At 59.4% G+C, this 20150-nt stretch carries 15 protein-coding genes; 8 read left to right on the top strand and 7 right to left on the bottom strand.

Going from position 1 to position 20150, the window contains the following annotated elements; genetic code table 11:
• Positions 1 to 200 precede the first annotated feature (200 nt).
• The 3 genes from QPL98_RS11440 (at position 201) to QPL98_RS11450 (ending at position 5655) form a co-directional block, all read left to right on the top strand.
• On the top strand, positions 201 to 3101 hold the full coding sequence (locus QPL98_RS11440) for an MHYT domain-containing protein (RefSeq protein WP_303293288.1): 2901 nt from the start codon (positions 201 to 203) through the stop codon (positions 3099 to 3101).
• Entirely contained in the window at positions 3095 to 4081 is a 987-nt protein-coding gene (locus QPL98_RS11445) for a two-component system response regulator (protein ID WP_303293289.1), read from the top strand. The genes QPL98_RS11440 and QPL98_RS11445 overlap by 7 nt, the downstream gene beginning before the upstream one ends.
• Before the next feature lie 119 nt (positions 4082 to 4200).
• Positions 4201 to 5655: a hypothetical protein gene (locus tag QPL98_RS11450; protein ID WP_303293290.1), complete on the top strand. Its 1455-nt coding sequence runs from the start codon at positions 4201 to 4203 to the stop codon at positions 5653 to 5655.
• A gap of 18 nt (positions 5656 to 5673) precedes the next feature.
• Here the strand turns inward: QPL98_RS11450 and QPL98_RS11455 are convergent, their stop codons facing one another.
• Positions 5674 to 7125, bottom strand: a complete 1452-nt coding sequence (locus QPL98_RS11455; protein WP_303293291.1) for a rhomboid family intramembrane serine protease — start codon at positions 7123 to 7125, stop codon at positions 5674 to 5676.
• Between the two features lie 225 nt (positions 7126 to 7350).
• Between QPL98_RS11455 and QPL98_RS11460 the strand changes: the two genes are divergently transcribed.
• Positions 7351 to 7791: an OmpA family protein gene (locus QPL98_RS11460; RefSeq protein ID WP_022993252.1), complete on the top strand. Its 441-nt coding sequence runs from the start codon at positions 7351 to 7353 to the stop codon at positions 7789 to 7791.
• A 57-nt stretch (positions 7792 to 7848) separates the two neighbouring features.
• Here QPL98_RS11460 and QPL98_RS11465 read toward each other — a convergent pair whose 3' ends face one another.
• From QPL98_RS11465 to QPL98_RS11485, 5 genes are all read right to left on the bottom strand, one after another.
• A complete protein-coding gene (locus tag QPL98_RS11465) occupies positions 7849 to 8250 on the bottom strand; it encodes an MAPEG family protein (RefSeq protein ID WP_011787087.1) in 402 nt (133 codons plus the stop codon).
• A 1-nt stretch (position 8251) separates the two neighbouring features.
• Positions 8252 to 8494, bottom strand: coding sequence for a GlsB/YeaQ/YmgE family stress response membrane protein (locus QPL98_RS11470; protein WP_011787088.1), 243 nt, complete (start codon positions 8492 to 8494; stop codon positions 8252 to 8254).
• Between the two features lie 71 nt (positions 8495 to 8565).
• Entirely contained in the window at positions 8566 to 9285 is a 720-nt protein-coding gene (locus tag QPL98_RS11475; protein ID WP_303293292.1) for a 1-acyl-sn-glycerol-3-phosphate acyltransferase, read from the bottom strand.
• A gap of 49 nt (positions 9286 to 9334) precedes the next feature.
• The gene (locus QPL98_RS11480; RefSeq protein WP_183577629.1) at positions 9335 to 9922 is read right to left on the bottom strand and encodes a class GN sortase; all 588 of its coding nucleotides are present in this window, start codon (positions 9920 to 9922) and stop codon (positions 9335 to 9337) included.
• Positions 9919 to 12057 (bottom strand): marine proteobacterial sortase target protein, encoded by a 2139-nt coding sequence (locus QPL98_RS11485; protein WP_303293293.1) that lies wholly within the window; start codon positions 12055 to 12057, stop codon positions 9919 to 9921. Before QPL98_RS11485 ends, QPL98_RS11480 begins: the two co-directional genes overlap by 4 nt.
• Before the next feature lie 189 nt (positions 12058 to 12246).
• On the opposite strand from QPL98_RS11485, the gene pdsR reads away from it, so the two are divergent.
• From pdsR to QPL98_RS11500, 3 genes are read left to right on the top strand one after another with little or no spacing between them, the layout of a single operon-like run.
• Positions 12247 to 12948 (top strand): proteobacterial dedicated sortase system response regulator, encoded by a 702-nt coding sequence (pdsR, locus tag QPL98_RS11490; protein WP_011787092.1) that lies wholly within the window; start codon positions 12247 to 12249, stop codon positions 12946 to 12948.
• Between the two features lie 3 nt (positions 12949 to 12951).
• The gene (gene pdsS, locus QPL98_RS11495) at positions 12952 to 14988 is read left to right on the top strand and encodes a proteobacterial dedicated sortase system histidine kinase (RefSeq protein ID WP_278350969.1); all 2037 of its coding nucleotides are present in this window, start codon (positions 12952 to 12954) and stop codon (positions 14986 to 14988) included.
• Complete coding sequence (locus QPL98_RS11500; RefSeq protein WP_278350968.1) at positions 14985 to 16292, top strand: DUF3422 family protein; 1308 nt, start codon at positions 14985 to 14987, stop codon at positions 16290 to 16292. Before pdsS ends, QPL98_RS11500 begins: the two co-directional genes overlap by 4 nt.
• A 4-nt stretch (positions 16293 to 16296) precedes the next feature.
• Here QPL98_RS11500 and QPL98_RS11505 read toward each other — a convergent pair whose 3' ends face one another.
• On the bottom strand, positions 16297 to 17076 hold the full coding sequence (locus QPL98_RS11505) for an ATP-binding protein (protein WP_014422938.1): 780 nt from the start codon (positions 17074 to 17076) through the stop codon (positions 16297 to 16299).
• Positions 17077 to 17257: 181 nt separating this feature from the next.
• Between QPL98_RS11505 and QPL98_RS11510 the strand changes: the two genes are divergently transcribed.
• Entirely contained in the window at positions 17258 to 20134 is a 2877-nt protein-coding gene (locus QPL98_RS11510; RefSeq protein ID WP_303293294.1) for a transporter substrate-binding domain-containing protein, read from the top strand.
• Positions 20135 to 20150 lie beyond the last annotated feature (16 nt).

Here is a 20150-nt window from a genome sequence, read left to right on the forward strand (position 1 = left end):
CGGAAATCTCCTTTAACTATTGCATCGAATGGCGAGAGTTCAACTGCAGTCCCGTGAATGTTCCGCATTACCACGGTGAATACTGTCAGTATCATCCGTAACCTGGCGTATACAAGTTACACAAAAAGACGATACTTAAGCCAATCCCGTACTGATACCGTACATACCTCAAATCTCTTCAGCTTTTACAGGAATCTCGCTTGCTGGCGCTTGATCACTTCTTTGTTCTGAATCCAGAGACCGACAAGCTGATGTCAGGCCAATACGACTATGGCCTGGTGGTGTTGTCTTTGCTGATTGCTATAGGTGCCTCCTACATGGGGCTGACCCTGGCTGCCGCTGCGCGCCGCAGCAACACCCTTAACATGCAGCGCCTGCACCTGTTCAGCGGTTCTGCCTCTCTGGGCTTTGGCATCTGGTCCATGCATTTTATCGGCATGCTGGCCTTTGAAATGCCCACCCATGTGCACTATCACCCCTGGATTACCGCGCTTTCCGCCGCTCCGAGCCTGTTTGCCTCCTGGGTAGCGCTCAGCCTCCTGGCCCGGCACGACCTGACCGGGCCGCGACTGATCGGCGGTGGCGTGGTGGTCGGCGCCGGCATCGGTGCCATGCACTATCTGGGCATGGCCGCTATGGAGAGCGGGCCAGCACTTCGCTACGACCCAACGTTATTCGCACTGTCGATTGTGGTGGCGGTGATGCTGGGCACCCTGGCGCTGTGGATCAGCTTCGGGCTGCGCCATAGAACTCGCCTGCGTGGGTACAAGCGCCGTTTACTCGCCGGTACCGTGATGGGGCTGGCCATCGCCGGCATGCATTACACTGCGATGGAAGCCGCCCGGTTTATCGGCCAGCCCGCCCCGGATTTTCTGCCCGGGAGCAACAGCCACACCGTTCTGGCACTGACCATTGCATTCGTAACGGTAGCCCTCAGCCTGCTCGCATCCGGGGTGAACGCGGTGGCCCGCTATCGCGCCCTGATGAGGCGCAGCCAGGAAACCGCCAGCGAACTGCGCACCATCGTTGATGCCGCCGTGGACGGTATTATCAAGATCTCGGATCGGGGGATCGTACTGTCCTTTAACGAGTCGGCAGAACGCATCTTCGGTTACAACGCCGATGAAATCGTGGGCAAGAATATCAACATGCTGATGCCCAACCCCCATCGGGACGCCCACGACGGCTATCTGAAAAACTACCTGCGCACCGGGGAACGTAAAATCATCGGTTCAGGCCGCGAAGTCTGGGCGCTGCATAAGGATGGCCACCAGATACCGGTGCGCCTGGGCATTGGTGAATCCCGGCTGGGCGGCATCAGCACCTTTGTAGGCTTCATCACTGATATTTCCGAGCGCCATCGCATGGAAACCGATCTGCGCCAGGCAAAAGAGGACGCAGAACAGGCTGCCGCCGCCAAAAGTGCGTTTCTGGCCAACATGAGCCACGAAATACGCACCCCGATGAACGCCATTATCGGTTTCACCGACCTGGTACTGGACACGCCGCTGGATGACACCCAGGCGCGGCACCTTGGCGTGGTGAAAACCTCGGCCCGGTCTCTGCTTAACCTGCTCAACGATATTCTGGACACCGCCAAACTGGACGGTGGTCATACCGAACTCGAACTGCACGATTTTAGCCTGCGTCGCCTCTGTGACCAGGTGATTGCCACGCAATCCCTGAACGCGGCGCGCAAAGGGCTGTATCTGACACTGGATTATCAGGCCGGAGAATACTACCAGGGCGATCCCTTGCGCATTCAGCAAGTGGTGCTGAATCTGTTAAGCAATGCCGTAAAATTCACCCAGACAGGCGGCGTCACCCTGCAGGTGCGGGAACCGGCTGCGCGCAAGGTCGTTATCCGGGTTGAGGATACCGGCATTGGCATTTCTGCCGATCGAATCGACAGGATTTTCGAACCGTTTACCCAGGCCGATTCCAGCATGACCCGTCGCTTTGGTGGCACTGGCCTGGGCACGACCATTGCCCGACAACTGGTAAAACTGATGGGTGGCGCCATCAGCGTGACCAGCAGCCCGGGCGAGGGCTCGGTTTTCCAGGTAGAACTGCCCCTGCCTACCGGCCTGGCCGTGGACGAGGATACGCTGGCAGACCAGGAAGTCGCTCTTCCCCCTTTGCGCATTCTGGTTGCTGATGACGTGCCACAAAATCTCGAACTGCTGAAAACCCTGCTGCTTCAGCGCAAACATGAGGTCACCACGGCCGGGAACGGACAAGAAGCGATAGACCTCTATCGTAACCAGGTTTTCGATCTGATTCTGATGGATGTGCAAATGCCCGGAATAAACGGCCACGAAGCCACCCGGGCGATACGTCGACATGAAGCAGCCACCCAGCGACGGTACACGCCCGTGGTTGCCCTTACCGCCAGCGTGCTGGAAGACGATCGGAGGCAGGCTTCGGAGGCAGGGATGGACGGTTTCGCCATCAAGCCACTCAATCTGCCGGAACTCACTGCCGAGATGGCCAGAGTCCTGGGCATAGAGGCTTCGGCTCCGAGCAATGCAGGCGATGATGTCGACGACAGCACGATAGATACCGTCACGCTCAGGCAGCTCTGGCCGGACACCCAAAAACACCTACGGGCGGCTGGACGTCTGCTGCAAGCGCCAGAGAATCAACCCGAGGCAATCCGGCTCTGCCCCGATAACCCGACAGCCGAAGCCCACCGGGTTCGCGGCATTGCCGGCAATCTGGGTTTCCGGCGTTTAGCGGCAACGCTGGCAAACCTGGAAACCCGGCTGAAATCAGAAAAACCGGTGCCGGAGGCCTTGTGGCAGGAACTCCAGAACGATTTTGATCGGGCGCGCCAGTGGCTGACCGAACAAACAGCGGACTCTGAAATGCCCCCCGTAAGCTGGACTGAACCGGATGCCATAGACCCGAAAACGCTGGCACAAGTGATCGAACGCCTGAGCCAGGGCGAAATTCCGGAGCCCGCTATCGACCAGCTGAAGCCAGGACTGCCCACGGAGATCGCCGATGCGATGAACGAGGCTCTCGACGACTTCGAACCAGAGAAAGCGGCCAAAATTCTGATGACCTTTCGCAACACCCTGGAGGCCTCGCAATGCTGACCGACACCAAGACCCTGCTGCTGGTGGACGACGAGCCAGCCAACCTTCAGGTGCTGCGCAACATACTTTCCGACCAATACCGGTTACTGTTCGCCAAAGATGGCGAGCGGGCGCTGGAACTGGCACGCAGCGAGAAACCGGATCTTGTTCTGCTGGATGTAATGATGCCGGGCATGTCCGGTTACGAGGTGTGCAACGCTCTGAAAGCCGGCCAGGACACCCGCGCTATTCCGGTCATCTTTGTCACCGCCTTATCCGATGCCGATGATGAGGCCCGGGGCTTTGAGCGGGGTGCTGTGGACTACATCACCAAACCGGTGAATGCAGCGATTGTAAAGGCCAGAGTCAAAAATCATCTGTCCCTGGTGCGTATGGACGAGCTGATAGAGACCCGGTTGGCCGTCGTTCAGCGGCTGGGGCGCGCGGCGGAATACAAGGACAACGAAACGGGCCTGCACGTTATCCGCATGAGCCATTTCTCGCGGTTGATCGCGCTGGAGGCCGGGCTCGGCGAAGCCTGGTCTGACACCCTGCTCAATGCTGCCCCGATGCACGATATCGGCAAAATAGGGATTCCGGACGCCGTTCTCCAGAAACCCGGCAAACTGGATCCGGATGAATGGGCTGTCATGCAGCGCCACGCGGAAATCGGGGCGGAGATCATCGGAGAAGACGACTCAGATCTGCTCAACATGGCGCGGGAAGTAGCACAGAACCACCACGAGAAATGGGACGGCAGCGGCTATCCGCAAGGTCTGAAAGGCGTTGCTATTCCCATCTCCGCCCGGATCGTGGCCCTGGCTGATGTCTTCGACGCTCTCACCAGCGAGCGCCCTTACAAGAAAGCATGGTCGATAGAACAGGCAACGGATTTGATTCGCGAGCAAAGCGGCAAGCATTTCGACCCCGAGTTGGTCGAAGCCTTCTTCCGCTGCCTGCCGGCGATACTTGAGGTGCGCCAGCGTTGGCAGGAATCCTGATCGCGTCACAGGCGAGCGCGGCCATGTCCGCCTCTCAACTGTGAACACAGCGGGTGCGGCTCGGGTCGAGTTCTGTCATGATTGGCGGCTGATTTCTGACGGATCAGGAACTGTCTCACGTGAAGCACGATTGTCATTACCATCCGGGCGACCCTGCCAAGTGGCATTGTGGCGAATGCCAGATGCACTACTGCAGCCGTTGTATGCCGGATGCCGATACCCGCCAGCGTCGGGGGCTTTGTCCCCGCTGCAGTAAAGCCATGCGTTATCTGGGCGCCGCCACCGAAGTGGTGCCCTTCTGGCAGCGGGTAGGGGCCTTTTTCCGTTACCCCTTCCACACCGATCCGCTGATCGTGATCGCCATCTGCACGTTGGTTCCTGTAGTGGCGCCGGCCAATATTATTGGCCTGATCATCTGGCTGGTGCTGGCGCTGGCGCTGTTCAAGTACACCTATGCGGTGATCAATCACACCGCTGAAGGCCATCTGAAACCGCCAGCAGTGTCGGTGGCGTTTACCGGCAGCGGTTTTGACATTGTGGTGCTGCAACTGCTGGTGTTTGTGCTGATGGGCGGTTTGGTAGGCGCCGCCGCCATGCTGGGCGGGCCGATACTGATGATGCTTGCGGTGGCGTTTGTAGTGCTGGCACTACCGGCCAGCATCATGGTACTGGCCATGGAGCGCTCGGTCGGCGCAGCTGTAAACCCCATGAACCTGGCGGTGCTGATCTCGCGCATCGGCACGCCCTACTTCCTGCTTTACGGGTACCTGATTCTGCTCACCCTGGCCTCCGGCGCGGCGCAGGACTTTGCCGTGAATCATTTCCCCATGTGGGTGGCCCAACCGCTGGCCGGTTTCCTGAACAGTACCTTTACCCTGATCCTGTTTCACATGCTGGGTTATCTGCTATTCCAGTATCAGGAAGAACTCGGCTTTGCCTCAGACCTTCAGGACGAGATCTCGGAAACCGACCAACACCAGCGGGATCGCAGCAGCCGGTTTGATGCCGATCTGGATATGAACCTGAAGGATGGCAACTACGACCGTGTGCAGAGCATGCTCAAGGAAGCCCTCAAACGGGACCGGACCAACCCTGCCCGCATCGGCCAGCTCTACCAGTTGCTGACCGCCCGCAATGATGCCGAAGAGCTGTACCGCTACCACCCCAGGATTATGGCCTGGCTGGCCCAACGGCATGATGGAGACGGGCTGAATCAACTGTTACAGACGCTGCAGATGGTGGAGCCGAAGTTCCAGCTGGACGACCCGGAACTGGCGGTGCAGTGTGCCGGCACCCTGTACCATCGGGGCCATCACAAAGCGGCCATCCGTTTACTGCAGGATTTCCACAAACGCTTCCCGGACAGCGATGAGCTGGCACCAGCCTATCTGATTGTGGCCCAGGCACTCGCCAATGGCCTGCAGCAATGGGAAAAAGCCAGTGCTTTCCTGTCGTTCATCAAGAAGCGCTGCGTGAACCATCCGGCCCACGAGCACATTGATGTCTGGCTGGAACAAGCGTCGAACCAGCAACCGTTGAAAGGGCCGAAAGCAAGCTTTCAGGTTTCAGACTGAGGGCGTGCCTGCCACGCCTCAGCCGTGCAGCTGCAACAGCTGCCGGTAATGGCGCGCTTTCGGCTCCATTTGCAGTTTCTCGAACTCCGCCACCAGGAGCCGACAGGCTTCATTCACCATGTCCGGCTCGGCCTTGGCTCGCATGCGTTCAAACGCCTTCTCTGCGGCTTTGAAATCATGGCGTTTCAGGCTGGCGAACAGCACACGGTTGTGCGCCTCCGGCGTCAATGGATGATAGGCCTCACCCTTGCTCAGGTACTCCTGCCAGATATCCACCATCTGTTCCGGCTGTCGCCGGGCGATGGCGTCGGCCATCATTTCCTCGGCACGCAGCCGGTAGCTGTCCAGGTCCGGCCTTAATTTAGCCAGTTGATACAGGTGTTCAAGTAGCACGGGCCGTTCCGGATAACGTTCCCGCAACGCCTCGAACTGGCGCCGGGCCAGGTCGAACTCCATGCGGCCGAGGCTGGCCATGGCCTGGCCATAGGCCTTGGTGAACTGTTCGTCCTGTTCTTCCTGCTCCGGTTCGAAGAACTCGTCTTTCACCTGCAGCCAGCTCTGACCCAGCAGCCACACCAACCCTGCACCGGCCGCCAGGCCACCGGCATGGGCCATATAGGCAATACCGGTGGCACCGGCAAACCAGTAGTCATAGATTTCCTTGCCCAGCCAGACCGGCAGCATGGCGATGGCCGGCGCCCGGAAATAGTTGAAGTAAACGCCCAGGAAGTAGAAGAAGCGAATGCGCTGCAGCCCGTAAATAGCCACATACATGCCCATCAACCCGGAAATGGAGCCGGACGCGCCCACCAGAGGTACCTGACTGCCCATGGAAAAAGCGGTAAACACCAGGCCGGACAAAGCACCGCACACCAGATAAGCCACCAGAAATCGCCCCGGACCCAGCGCTTTTTCCACGGTAAAACCCAGCAGGAACAGGAACAGAAGGTTACCAATAATGTGGCCCCAGCCGCCATGCAGGAACTGGTAGGTAATGAGCGTGTACAGCGAGAGCTCTGCCGGCACCAGTCCCAACTGATAGGCACTCATCCGGCTGATCCACTGTTGCTCAATCGCCGAGCGCTGCTCCAGCCAAAGGTTGCGCTGGGCCGGGGCCCAGATCAGGTCCCGGTTCTGCTGCAGATACTGGTAAAACTCACGATCCAGCAGCAGCGTCACCGCCTGCCAGAGTTCCTCCTCATTTTCCTGAAGTTGCTGGAATTCCTGCAACTCCAGAACCCGCTGCTGGCTGCCTTCGAACTGGATTTCCCGCTGCAGGTAATCCTCGTAAGCGGGGGCCTCCAGGGCCAGCAGACCGCTCTCCAGATAGTCTTCCAGTGCGGCTTCGAACTTGCGGTCGTCTCCGCCCTGGTAGAACAGAAAGACGAGCAGGCAGGCCATGATCAGGCCCAGGGTTACCCAGGGTGGGCGTTTCCAGTTTACGGCATTCTCGGCAGGAATAATCAGCATGGGCGGTCACAATTCATCATAATCTGTCCCTGAAAAGCTGCTTTTTACCACAGCGGGGCCTTCTTTTCCCGGTGTAATCACACAGTCACACAAATGCCATTCAATCGGTAGCTATAGAACCCGGGCGGCTATCGACCATTCGCCAATTGCCGTTATGGCCTCTGACATCAATAGTGAAGGGGACATAACAAAAAACGCCGGGCACTCGACTCGAGGAAGCAGCAAATGACCGTACTTGTTCTGGACAACCCCGATATGCTGGCCAAGGCCGCCCTGGCCTTCGCGGGCGCCAACGGGCAACTGTCGGCCGACGCCGACCGCCCCCACCGTACCCGATTCCACTACGGTTTCAACAAACACACGCTGGATGCCCCGGATATCGATATGCTCAAGCGGCACGCGGCCTATATCAAAGGGCACCCCGGCATGCAGGTTCGCATTCACGGCCATGCCGACAACTTTGGCTCTGCCGAATACAACCGGTTTCTGGCCCGGCTCAGAGCCAACGCTGTGGCCCGGCTACTGATTCAGGAAGGCGTGTCGCAATCGTCCATCCTGCTTGCCACCTGGGGCTCGGATCGCCCGCTGACCCGGCCGGAGGACCACGCCGCCAACCGGCGTGTGGAACTGGAATACCTGAGCCTGGACGTCGCCCGGGCGCTGTAATCGACAGAAACACAAACGGGGCCCCAAGGCCCCGTTCTTCAATGGCTGGACACTGTTTCAGCCATATACCTGCCAGACGTTCCAGAACAGCAACAGTGCCGCAACCAGAATCGCCAGCCAGGTTAGCAGGATACCAATCATGCGTGCCCAATGAGGCCCGCCCTTGCCGTTGATCATTCCCCAGGCATGGAGAATGCGGCCGACCACCAACGCCATCCCGGTCCAGTAGATCAGCGAACCGGAAACGCCATTGAGCTCGGCAATGGCGAGCATGATCAAACCCAGCGGTGCGTATTCCACAAGATTGGCGTGGGCCCGGACGGCAGCTTCGAACTCCGGATCCTCATTGACGCCCAGGCCCTTGCGGTATTTCAGCCGGTACTTGACCACCTGAGCCGACAACACCAGCAACAGCAGGCCGGTGACGGCCGCAAAAACAGCAGTGACAGGTACGATCATGTCAGCCCTTCTTGATCTTGTTGACGATGGCCAGCAGCAGCACGGCCCCGACTGTTGCGGTGACCAGGCGACCAATGGCACCGTGGGCCGACAGCTGCAACAGGCCAAACAGGAAGCCGCCAATAAACGAGCCGACAATCCCGATACCAATGTTGGCCAACACGCCAAAGCCCTTGCCCTTCATGATCAGCCCGGCCAGCCAGCCGGCCAGACCGCCAATGATCAGAAACCAGATCAGGTTCATTATGTCACTCCCCAGATGTCCAGAATCAGCGTCAGTTTCGTCCGAAAGACTGCCCTGTTTTCACTGGCTGTTCAAGCAGTTCCGTGGGTAAGTGCGAGGTCAGCAATGGCCTCTTCCATTTGCTGGTGACAACGGTGCATCAGTTCAGGAATGTCTGAACTGGTCATGCCCTGTGTTTCGACGGGAGGCAGAATCCGCAAAGGGACAGGCTGCCGTCGTCCGGTCCAGCCTCTGGATTTGCCATGGTATTCGCCCGCACACACCATGGTGATGGGTGCGCCAGCGGCAACGGCCATGTGAAATGCCCCTTTCTTGAAGCTACCCAGGCCACGGCCACGGCTGCGGGTTCCCTCCGGAAACACCCAGATGCTCTTGCGTTCCAGGTTAATGGCGTCGCTGGTGGCCTGCATGGTGGCCACAGCTTTGGCCGCACGGCCGCGATTCAGGATGATGTTGCCTCCCAGCCAGAATACCTGCCCGAAGAATGGCACCCAAACCAGTGAAGATTTACCAACCGCCACCCCACGCGGCGGTAGCAAATCACCCATCACAAACAGATCATCGTTCTGCTGATGATTGGCGATAATCACGGTCGGCCGATCCTTGGGCATGTTTTCAGCGCCGTAGAGGGGGCGCTTCATTCCCAGAATACATCGGCCGACTCTTGCCACGACCCAGCCCAGGATACGGTTGTTGTCAGGATTGAAAGGCCGTAAGAGGTAGAGCAACATCATAACCAGGCATACGACAGGAACACTGAGCCAGGCCAGGATTTTTCGAACTTGTGACATTCTGTTTGATCCGATCCACTGCATTTTGGCGCACAAGTGTACGCCAACATCACAGAGCGGCGACAGTATCAATTTGTTCCATACCGTAAGCCGGCTTTGCCTCCACCACATAACGCAACGTGCCGGAAGCGTCCAGGCTGTCAAACGGGTAACAGGTGATCAATACCAGGGTATCCTGGGCCAGAGATCGGGTATCCAGGGACTCCCGGGAACTGTCCACCACCCGGGTGGCTGTCACCTGATAACGTCGCCACTGCCGATCCATGCCCTGCAGCCTGACCGCATCGCCCGGTTCCAGATGCTGCAGATGGCGAAAGTGAGTGTCACGGTGGCCCGCGAGCACCACCGGCGCACCGGGGCCTTCACTACCGGGCACCCGCCCCGGACCAAACGCAAGGCTTTCACCATGAACGCCCTCCAGCACGATCATGGACACGCCTTGTTCCGGTATATCCAGCTTCGCCACTGGCCAGGTATCGGCCCAGGGCCAGGGCCTCGCCTCGCTCTGTCGGGCCTGGCTCTCGGCCCAGGCCAACTCCAGCATTTCCTGGGCCACCAGTGCCTTGAACGGAATCCACAAACCAAAGACCAGCAGGGTGGCGGAACAACCCACCAACAATAGCAACGCACGGCTCATAGCGACTGCCTCCGGCTGAGCATGACAATGGCCAGCGAGAACATCAGCCCCACCAGCCCCAGGGCGGTCAGCAACGGACCGAAGGTGGCAGTTTGCGGGTAACGCAGCATTCCGGGCTGGCTGCCGGCCGGCAGCAAGGTGGGCACGGCCTCCTGATTGAGGGATTCCCCCTCTGGTCGGGATACACGCTCCTCAATGGCGACGAAGCTGGTGAACGGCGACATCACACCGTGGCTCAGTGATAACTCGACGATGGCCGCTTCATCGGGCTCAGTGCCCGCCAGGCGCGCGCTGTCCATCACTGCATCGATGCGCCCCCGGGCCCACTGTCGGTCCAGGCCCTTGCCCGGCGCAGCACTGGCAAGATCCAGGCTGGTGCGCCACGACCGGCCACCGGGTAAACGGCCAGAGACCGTGAGCTCCCCTTCAGCCGGTGCGCCACGAACCACCTGCACCAGAGGCTGACCATGAAACAGATCCCCCGGTTTGGCCGGGACCGGGTGTGCAACAGTACCGGGCCATTGCACCTCGACATCCGTCATCACCGGCGCTTCCATGGCGGCAAACAGCTTACCCAGGGCTTTATCCACTTCCGCTGCGCTGTGTACCGCGGTGTACTGGCCCCGGCCCCAGCGCGCGGCTTCCCGGAGAAAATGCATATTTGGTGCAGAACCGATGGCGACGGTAAACAGACGGCGGTTTCCAAGTCCGGTACGGATCTGATCGAACAGGGCCGATTCATTGCCGACGGCCCCGTCCGTCATGAACACCATCTGCTGCACATGGCCGGACGGCTCCGAGCTGTTCATTCCCATCGCCAGTGACAGCGCACCGGCCATTTCTGTGCCACCGTCGGCATTCAGATCCTGCACATAATCCCGCGCCCGGGCCAGATAGTGGCCATTGGCAGGCACAGGTTGCGTATAAAGGGCATGGGCCTGGCTGTTGAACTGGATAACATTGAAACGGTCACCGGGGCGCAGGGTGTCGAGCCCCCTCAACAAAGCCGAGCGGGCCTGGCGGATAGACTCCCCGGCCATGGAGCCGGAGGTGTCGATAACGAACAGCAGCTCTCGGCGAAGAACCTGACCGGTGGTCGACGGCGGCATGACCATGGCCATCAGAAAATCCTCGCCTTGCCATTGCTGACGGAACAACGCGGCCGTCGGCGCCCGGTTATCAGCGGGCCGCCAGCGCACGATTACATCCCGGTCCATCAGGATTTTCCCTTGTTCCGGCGCTACTGTTGCACGGCTACCCTCCAACTTGACCTTCAGCGGGTGGCTGGGGCTGGTCACTTCATCAACAGGCAATCCGGCTTCGATATCCAACTGAATGGTTGCGCGGTGACTGCCAGGGTTTACGTCATCCGGAAGCACCGTGAACGGACTGATTTCATCGGCATCGGCTACTTGCGTTGTGGGTAATGACCAGCCGGATTGCCATGCACTGGCGGGCGTGGAAACAGGGGCGCCCGGCATGTATCGGGGGGTAAGCGTGGTAGGCAAACGCAACTCGAATTCGCCATGACGATAATTTACCGGTTGCTGATATTGCACTTCCACGGTCACTTCCTCGCCCGGTGCGATGTTGGCAATCCGGCTGGTGAACAGGTTAGGCCGGTTCTGCTCCACGGTCGCCGCTTTCTGGCCAGCCTGCTTCGCCTTTTCATAGTTCTGGCGGGCCTGGGCCCGGGGCTGTAGCTGGCCCACAATCCGCCGCTCGCCAACGGTCATGGTGAGGCCATAGACACTGGCCTGCTCCGGTAACGGGAATACAAACAGGCCTTCCTGCCAGACATCGCTGGTGTTGCGAAAGGTACGGGTCAGGTGCGTCTGCGCCAGCAACCCGGTCACCTGCACGTCAAACCGGCTGTCCAGAACCAGGGCCGGTTCCTGCCATGCACTTTTGCGATCAACCAGATACAGCTGCCCGGGCTGCTCGGATTCCATGGCGCGGGCCTCGGCATACAACGGATGCACAAACAACATCAGCACCATGGCCAGCCAGAGGCTGATGCCCTCGGCGCAGCGGATCATGTTTCGTCTGGCGCGGGTCGACAGCAACGGTTTTAAGGAGGGATGGTGACATTCCGGCCGAACGACCGGGTTAGCAAGCAGCGATAGCAGCATCATTGGATTTTCCTTGTCTTGATGGTGATGCCACTATTTCAGCTCAGCCACGGGGCAACCCGATGGCAGAAACAGGCAGGCCGACGATGAAAAATGATGAATTATGGCAATGGCTTCTACATCGCTTGTGTGCCATGGTCAGCGTGATTTAATGGCACTGCGATTTCGTCAACAAGGCAGACTGAACCGACCATGAAGAAGCACATCGTCCTGATTGAGGATGAAGCCGGCATCCGCGACAACTATCGCGCGGCCTTCGAACGCCGGGGTTACCGGGTATCCACCTATGGCGACCGGCCGGCGGCCTGGCAGGTGCTGCGCCAAAGCCTGCCAGATCTGGCCATTATCGATGTCGGGCTGGGCGAGGAAGCCGAGGGGGGCTTTACCTTGTGTCAGGATCTGCGCAGCCTGTCTGCCACCCTGCCGATTATTTTCCTGACGGCACGCGACAGCGACATCGACTCCGTACACGGCCTTAGGCTGGGCGCCGACGATTACGTCACCAAAGACATGAGTCTGGAACACCTGCTGGCGCGCATCACCGCCCTGCTTCGGCGCGCGGAAGCCTGGGCCGAAGCGCTGCAGAAACCCGATGACATCCTCACGCGGGGCAAGCTGACCCTGAATGTGGACCGGATGACGGTGGCCTGGCAGGGCCAGCCTGTGGACCTGACCGTAACTGAATTCTGGATGTTGCATGCCCTGGTTCAGCACCCGGGCCATGTACGCAGCCGCGAGCAGCTGATGGAAGCCGCCAGCACCGTGCTCGATGACAATACCGTGACGTCCCACATCAAGCGCATCCGTCGCAAATTCAGCCAGCTCGATGACCAGTTCGACGGCATTCAGACCGCCTATGGCATGGGCTACCGCTGGAATGCCCGTGAGGTCTGAGTCTTGAGCCTGAAACGGCAGTTGCTGCTGGCCAGCTTGCTGATGCTGCTGGTTCCCTGGGCAGGGCTACGCTTTGTGCTGGAACTGGACAGTGCCCTGCGCCAACAGGCCCTGCAGCAGCTTCAGGCCCAGGGCGCCCGTCTGGCAGACGTGGCCGGCGACCGGCTGCTGGATACCCCGGTCGCCACCGACCAGGGCGCCATCTACGCAGGCAGCACCGACCAGGCCATCACCATTGATGGATACGGCCATGAGTGGCCCGGATTCGACGAGGGTGACCAGCCTGCCCCCTGGCAAACAGCCGGCACAACGTCCCCGTTACGCTGGCAGGCCAGTCACGATGACCAGTTCCTGTATTTGCTGATCCAGCGACTGGATCAGGGCCTGGCGCTCTATAATCCCGCCCGACCAGACCAGGCCCATGAACGCCTCGAATTATGGCTTCAAGCCCCGGCCCGGGAACTGGGCACCCACAACCAGGGGCAACGCTGGTTTATCCGTGCGGTGGCCCCTGGTGACGTACCGGTGTACCGGGCTGAGCCGGCACAAGCCAGAGATCACCGGCTACAGGCCAGTTGGCAGGACAAAGGCGCAAGCTGGGAACTTGAACTTAAACTCCCCTTGCCATCACCAGGCAGCCGGCTTGGCTTTCAGGCCACCAGGGAAGGTCAGCCAAACAACAACACGGGCACAACACTGGCGCCACCACCGCTGCTGGTGCAACAGGACAACCGTCTGGAGCACCTGCTGAAGAGTCAGATCAGCCCCGGACAGCAGGCCACAGTACTGGAACCGGGGTCCTGGATACTGGCCCACAGTCGGGTCGCTGCGCCAGCCCCAGCCTCGGTGTTTGATGATTTGTCCCCCGGGCAGATTCTGGAACAGATCAGCCTCAACGCACTGAGTGGGCTGATTCGCCTGTATCAGCCGGAACCGATGCACTTGCCGAAGGAAAACAATCGGCTGGAGATGACGCGGTTGCCCGACAACGGTCTGGTTCGGCACGACGATGGCTCGGTCTGGCTGGCCACGCGGCATGAGTTGTTCGGCGGCCGAATCCTGTTACTGGAGCAGTCCCTGGATCAGTTACTGACCCTGTCCGGTTCAACCCTGGGGAGCGTTCTGGCCCGGAGCCTGTTGATCATTCTGGCATTGATGCTGGTGCTTCTGGGTTATGCCAGCTGGCTCTCCTGGCGCATTACGCGGCTGCAGGCACTGGTTGAGGCCAGTGTCGACGACGATGGTCGCATTCTGGCCGCCATTCCCTCACCCCGAAGCCGGGACGAACTCGGGCAACTGCAACAGCACTTTGCCCAGATGGTAGCCCGCCTGCAAAACTACAATCAGTATCTGGAGAGCTTTTCCAGACGCCTCTCCCACGAGCTGAAAACCCCGGTCGCGGTGGTGCGTTCTTCCCTTGAGAACCTGGCCCAGGGAGTCGCCGAGAACGAACGGCAGCAATACCTGGAGCGTGCAGCTACCGCCACCGAGCGCCTGCGACGTATCCTGCACAGCATGAGCGAAGCCGCCCGGCTGGAGCAGAGCTTTGAGGACACCGAAAAAGAGCCGTTCGATCTGGCCCGGGTGCTGGCCGAAGCCACCTCCGCCTACCAGCAGTTGGATACCGGGCATCGAATCGTTTATTCAGGCCCGGCGTCTGACTGTGTGATGAACGGCTCGCCGGAAATGCTGGTGCAGATGCTCGACAAGCTGGTGGACAATGCCCGTGATTTCACGCCAGAAGGCGGCGGCATTGATGTTTGCCTGCACATTCACGATAGCCATTACCTGATCGAGGTGTTTAACGAAGGCTCCCGACTGCCTGACCATGACGGCGTCGATATTTTCGGTGCGTTCGTCTCGCAACGCAGCGGCGCCCACGACGGGCATCTTGGCCAGGGCTTGCTGATCGTGCGACTGATTGCCGACTACCATGGTGGCCGGGTAGAGGCCAGAAACCAGCACCAGAGTGGCATTGACGGGGTCTGCTTCCGGGTTATCATCCCCGCTACCGAGGCCAAAGCAAGGACATTACCGTGAGTGCCGACAACAGCAGCCTGGATTTTCACCCGCTCCGGGCGGATCTGTACCAGGAACTGCATTCCCGACCGTTCCAGATTATTCCGCCCCATGCCCGGGTCACTCAGATTGCGGTGATCACCACACCGGAACAGCGAACCCGGCAGTTTGAACATCTCCAGAAACTGCACCGGCTGCTGGGTGAACCCTGGCCGGAACACGAGGTAAGCTGCTACGAACAGAGCTTCGGCAAGCTTCGGATCCGGCGTGAAGTGCATATGGAGTTTACCTCCTACACCTTCATCAATCTGGCCGATTCAGACGCGGATCCGTTTGCGGAAACCGGCTTGAGCCTGTTGCCGGACGGCTGGCTGGCGCAGCTGGAGGGTACCGTGGTGGGGGCCTTTCACGTTGAGGTGCGCGCCTCCTCAGAGGACGCACGCAGCGAGCTGGCCTTTATGCGCAAACATTTTGAAGGTATGCGCCTGGTGGGTAGCAGCCCGCAGGAAGGGGCAGCCCGGGTACTCGGCTCATTCCAGTTGCACAGCGACAATTTCGGGCGGTTCATGGTGCTGAACCACCATATGTCCAACAGCCAGCTTGGTCGTCTGGTTCAGCGTTTGATGGAGATCGAGACCTATCGCCTGATGTCGTTGCTGGCCTTACCCGTGGCCCGGGAAATCACCCCTTCCCTGAACGACATGGACCAGCAGCTTGCCCGCATCACTCAGTCCCTGGCGGACAACGAGAGCCTGGATGAACAGCAGATTCTGGCCGAACTGACCAACATCGCAGCCCGAATCGAAGCCTACCGTGCCCATACCACCTTCCGGTTCTCGGCGACCCGGGCCTATCACCGGCTGGTGCTGACCCGGCTGGAGGAACTACGGGAAGACGAAGTCTCCGGCCACCTGACCATCACTGAATTCATGACCCGGCGCCTGACCCCGGCGGTAAAAACCTGCGAAGCCGTCAACGAACGCCTGGAAGATCTGTCACGCCGGGTCGACCGGGCCTCTGAAATGATGCGCACCCGGGTTGAGCTGGCCATCCAGAGCCAGAACCAGCAACTGCTCAGTTCCATGGACCGCCGTTCCCGCATCCAGCTGATGATGCAGCATACCGTGGAAGGCTTCTCTGTGGTGGCCATCTCCTATTACCTGATTGGCCTGTTGAAACTTGGGCTGGACGCCCTGAAGGGTACCGGGCTACCGATCAACGAATCACTGGTGACAGCCCTGGCCATACCGGTGGTGATGGTGCTGGTGTTCATCGGCATCCGCATCATCCACCATCGTTTCATCCGCATGGCACGCCGGCAGTAGCGGTTCAGCAGAAGCGCGGATCCCCGGCGAACTGGCGATAGAACTGCTGGGCAGTGCGGCCATTGCGCACGCCCTTGCCGGTGGCAAAGCGCACCGCCTCCAGGTGCAGAGCTTCACGGTCCTGTACCTGGGGAAACAGCAGATCCACCGCCTGCAGATAGACATCCTGCGAAAACGGGTAGAACGACAACTGAAGACCGAACCTGTCGGCCAGCGACACCTGCTCCTCAATAGCCTCGGCCGGATGCAGTTCGCCATCCCGGACTTCGCTTTTGAGGTTGTCGCTCATGAACTCCGGCATCAAGTGGCGCCGATTAGACGTGGCATACACCCGCACATTCTCCGGCGGCAGCTCCAGTGAGCCTTCCAGCACGCTTTTCAGTGCCTTGTACCCGGATTCCCCCACATCGAACGACAGGTCATCGCAATAGATCACAAACCGGAACGGCAAATCGCAGATGTCGTCGACAATTTCAGGCAGATTGACCAGGTCGTCCTTGTCCACCTCGATCATGCGCAAGCCCTGATCGCAATAGCGGTTCAGCAAGGCCTTGATCAGCGAAGATTTGCCCGTCCCCCGCGATCCCCAGAGCAGCGCATTATTGGAGGGCTCACCCGCCAGAAAACGTTCGGTGTTCCTTGCCAGTGCCTGCTTCTGGTGGTCGATGCCGGTCAGCGCCGGCCACTGCACCGGGTCCAGCCGGCGAATGGCCCGCAAGCCTGAACGATGCCTCCGCCAGACGGCGGCTGGTGTGTGTTGCCAATCAAACGCCTGTTCTGCCATGGGCTGCGGTTCCTCGTTGAAGATTTCACAAAGTCTGTATGAATTCTGGCCAGTTATGACTGTCAGAGGTTACGATTTGCAACTACACTGTAGCGGTAAGCAACATAGAAGGTTCATTTTGACAGTCCCCACGTTTTCAACGCTACAGCGCCCGATCTTAGTCGTCTCCCGGCTATCTTTCATGGCTCTGCTATTGTTGTTGGTTGTTGCCGGGCTCGCCCGGGCAGAGTCCCCTGCGGACAGACCTCCGGTGATTACCATCGGCGTAGTCGCCGATAACGAACCATACAGTTTTTTCGAGGGACGCATCCCAACGGGATTTTCCATTGACGTCCTGCGAGAAGTCGCTCGTAACGCCAACCTGACCTTCGATTTCCGGGCCGGCAGCTGGCCAGACATTTACGCGGCATTCCTGCGGGGCGATCTGGACGCCATTGATGGTATTTCCTGGCGCCCGGAGCGGGCTGAAAAGATCCTGTTTACCGAACCCTACCATTTTCGCGAAGTCTACCTGATGCGCGACAGCGCTCGTTACCTGCCCCCAATCCAGAATCTGAAGGACCTGGCAGGCCTGAAGATCGGGGTGGTGGAGAACATATACTACCTGGATCGGCTGCAGGAAGAAGACCTCACCATACAGACCTACGACACCCTGCCCAGCCTGGTGCGGGCCCTGGCCTTTGGCTGGGTGGATGTAGCCGTTGGCCCACGCCTGACTATGGAGTACCTGGCCAACCAGGCCGGCTTCCGTTTTCTGGAGATGGCCGGGCCCGCACCGCTGAACCAGTTATCGCGGGAAGACTTTCGAATTGGCGTCAGAGTTGGCGACCAGCTACTTCTAGACCGTTTACAGGCCGGGCTGGATGCCATTCCGACAAACCGCCTGAGTAATCTGCGCGAACGCTGGCAGGAGTTCGGTGGCTATTCTTCGGAACAATCCGCCAGGCTGCCTTTAAGTTCCGAACAACTACGGTTCCTGGCCAGCCTCGGGCCGGTTCGAGTTGGTTTCATGGACGATTATGCTCCGTTCAGCTTTACCGATGGCGGCCGAACCCTGGGACTGAGCGTGGACGTTATGGATCGTCTGGCCGACCTTACCGGCCTGCAGATCATTCCGGTACGCGGCCAGTGGGACGAGCTGATTCCAATGCTGCAGAACGGCGATATCGATATCATGGCAAACATGTCCTATCGCCCGGAACGGGAAGCCTTTGCCCGTTTCACCGAGCCCTATCACACTATCCCCAATGTCATATTTACCCGCAGTGACAGCCTGAACTACACCCGGCTGGAAGACCTGAGAAACTACCGCCTGGCCATCGGTGCCGGCATCTATTACGAAGAGGCCGTCAAAGAGATTCTGGGCACAAAGAATCTGCTCACCTTCAGCACCCAGGAGCCTATGTTCCACGCCTTGGCGAAGGGCGACGTGGATGTAGTGATCAATGCCCTGCATTCGGGCAATTACTGGATACATGAACTTGGCATCAGCGGCGTGCGTATTGCCGGCGAACTGGTACTTCCCGGTTTTACCGGAGAGGATCTGCGCTTCGGCATCCGACCGACCCTGTCGCCCCTGGCGGATATCCTGAACCAGGCTCTGGCGTCGATCTCACCCACCGAGCAGAGAACCATCGAAACCCGCTGGCTCGGCGCCACGGCCCGCCGGGCTGACCAGTCAGGTGGCCGAATTGAGTGGAATGAAACGGAAGCCGACTGGCTGCAACAGCATAATCGCAGAGTCCGTATTTGTGTCGATCCAGACTGGAGCCCGCTGGAAGCCGTCGAGAATGGCCAGCATGTTGGACTCTCAGCCCAGGTACTGGAGCTGTTCCGGGAACGGGGTGACCTCAATTTCGAGCTGGTGCCAACCGACAGCTGGCGGGAATCCATTGACGCCGCCCGCGACCGCCGCTGTGACATGTTCCCTATGGCTATGGAAACCCCGGAACGCACCAGCTACATGAACTTCACCACACCCTACCTTGAAGTGCCTAATGTCATCATGGGGCGTATTGAGGCACCGTTTATCGAACGGCTGAGTGACATGGGCGACAGGCCCGTTGGCGTGGTCGACGGCTACGCGTTTGCCGAGCTCCTCAAACAACGTTACCCCTCGCTGCAGCTCGTTCCGGTTGGCTCCGAGCAAGAAGGGTTACGGCAGTTGCAAAACGGCAAACTGGCCGGCTACATCACCACGCTGGCGACCGCCAGTTATTACATGCAGTCACTCGGCCTGGCCGACCTGAAAGTGATCGGCCGGGTTCCTGCCGACTGGTCTCTGGCCATTGCTACTCGAAATGACGAGCCTATACTGCACAACATCATGCAGCGGCTGGTTTCCAGCCTCACTCGAGAGGAGAGGGAAAATCTGGAGAGTACCTGGCGTAATCTCCGGATTGAGGAACGGGTTGATTACACCCGTTTCTGGCAGATTCTGATTGCCGGCCTTGTGATAACGGCTCTGCTGGTGTACTGGAATCGCAAGCTCGGCCGCCTGAACCGGGAGCTGGCCGAGGCCAACGAAGCATTATCACGGCTCAGCGTAACCGACAATCTCACTCAACTGGGTAATCGCAGCTATTTCGACCGCGAGTTTCCCCGCAGCTTCCAGTGGTGCCAGCGCCATAAAACCGGATTCGCGGTGGCCATGGTGGATGCCGACCACTTCAAGAAAATCAACGACACCTGGGGCCATGAAGCCGGTGACCAGTGCCTTCAGGCACTGGCTGATGTGATGCGGGAGCACTTCCGCCGGGAAACCGACCGGTTGTCGCGTTTTGGTGGTGAGGAATTCATAATTTTCACCAGTTACGAAGACGCATCCGATATCATGGACCGACTGGAACGTTTCCGGACAGCGGTTGCCAACCGGCAGTGCGATACCTGCCAGGGTAGCCCGATCGAGCTGACGGTCAGTATTGGCCTCGCCTATGGCGTGCCCGAGCCGACCGGCTCACCGGCAGAGTATCTGAGGCAGGCCGATCAGGCGCTCTACGCCGCCAAGGGCAATGGTCGAAACCGCCTGGAAGCAAGACAGACCGGACGCAAGACATAAGGAACAGGAGCAGAAC

Source organism: Marinobacter sp. ST-43 (assembly GCF_030541085.1).
Lineage (GTDB): Bacteria > Pseudomonadota > Gammaproteobacteria > Pseudomonadales > Oleiphilaceae > Marinobacter > Marinobacter nauticus.

What these genes read in the sequence shown, in the direction of transcription:
- QPL98_RS11445 (WP_303293289.1), top strand. Translation starts at nt 3,095, where the DNA reads ATGCTGACCGACACCAAGACCCTGCTGCTGGTGGACGACGAGCCAGCC.
- QPL98_RS11455 (WP_303293291.1), bottom strand. Translation starts at nt 7,125, where the DNA reads ATGCTGATTATTCCTGCCGAGAATGCCGTAAACTGGAAACGCCCACCC.
- QPL98_RS11460 (WP_022993252.1), top strand. Translation starts at nt 7,351, where the DNA reads ATGACCGTACTTGTTCTGGACAACCCCGATATGCTGGCCAAGGCCGCC.
- QPL98_RS11465 (WP_011787087.1), bottom strand. Translation starts at nt 8,250, where the DNA reads ATGATCGTACCTGTCACTGCTGTTTTTGCGGCCGTCACCGGCCTGCTG.
- QPL98_RS11470 (WP_011787088.1), bottom strand. Translation starts at nt 8,494, where the DNA reads ATGAACCTGATCTGGTTTCTGATCATTGGCGGTCTGGCCGGCTGGCTG.
- QPL98_RS11475 (WP_303293292.1), bottom strand. Translation starts at nt 9,285, where the DNA reads ATGTCACAAGTTCGAAAAATCCTGGCCTGGCTCAGTGTTCCTGTCGTA.
- QPL98_RS11480 (WP_183577629.1), bottom strand. Translation starts at nt 9,922, where the DNA reads ATGAGCCGTGCGTTGCTATTGTTGGTGGGTTGTTCCGCCACCCTGCTG.
- QPL98_RS11485 (WP_303293293.1), bottom strand. Translation starts at nt 12,057, where the DNA reads ATGATGCTGCTATCGCTGCTTGCTAACCCGGTCGTTCGGCCGGAATGT.
- pdsR (WP_011787092.1), top strand. Translation starts at nt 12,247, where the DNA reads ATGAAGAAGCACATCGTCCTGATTGAGGATGAAGCCGGCATCCGCGAC.
- QPL98_RS11505 (WP_014422938.1), bottom strand. Translation starts at nt 17,076, where the DNA reads ATGGCAGAACAGGCGTTTGATTGGCAACACACACCAGCCGCCGTCTGG.
- QPL98_RS11510 (WP_303293294.1), top strand. Translation starts at nt 17,258, where the DNA reads ATGGCTCTGCTATTGTTGTTGGTTGTTGCCGGGCTCGCCCGGGCAGAG.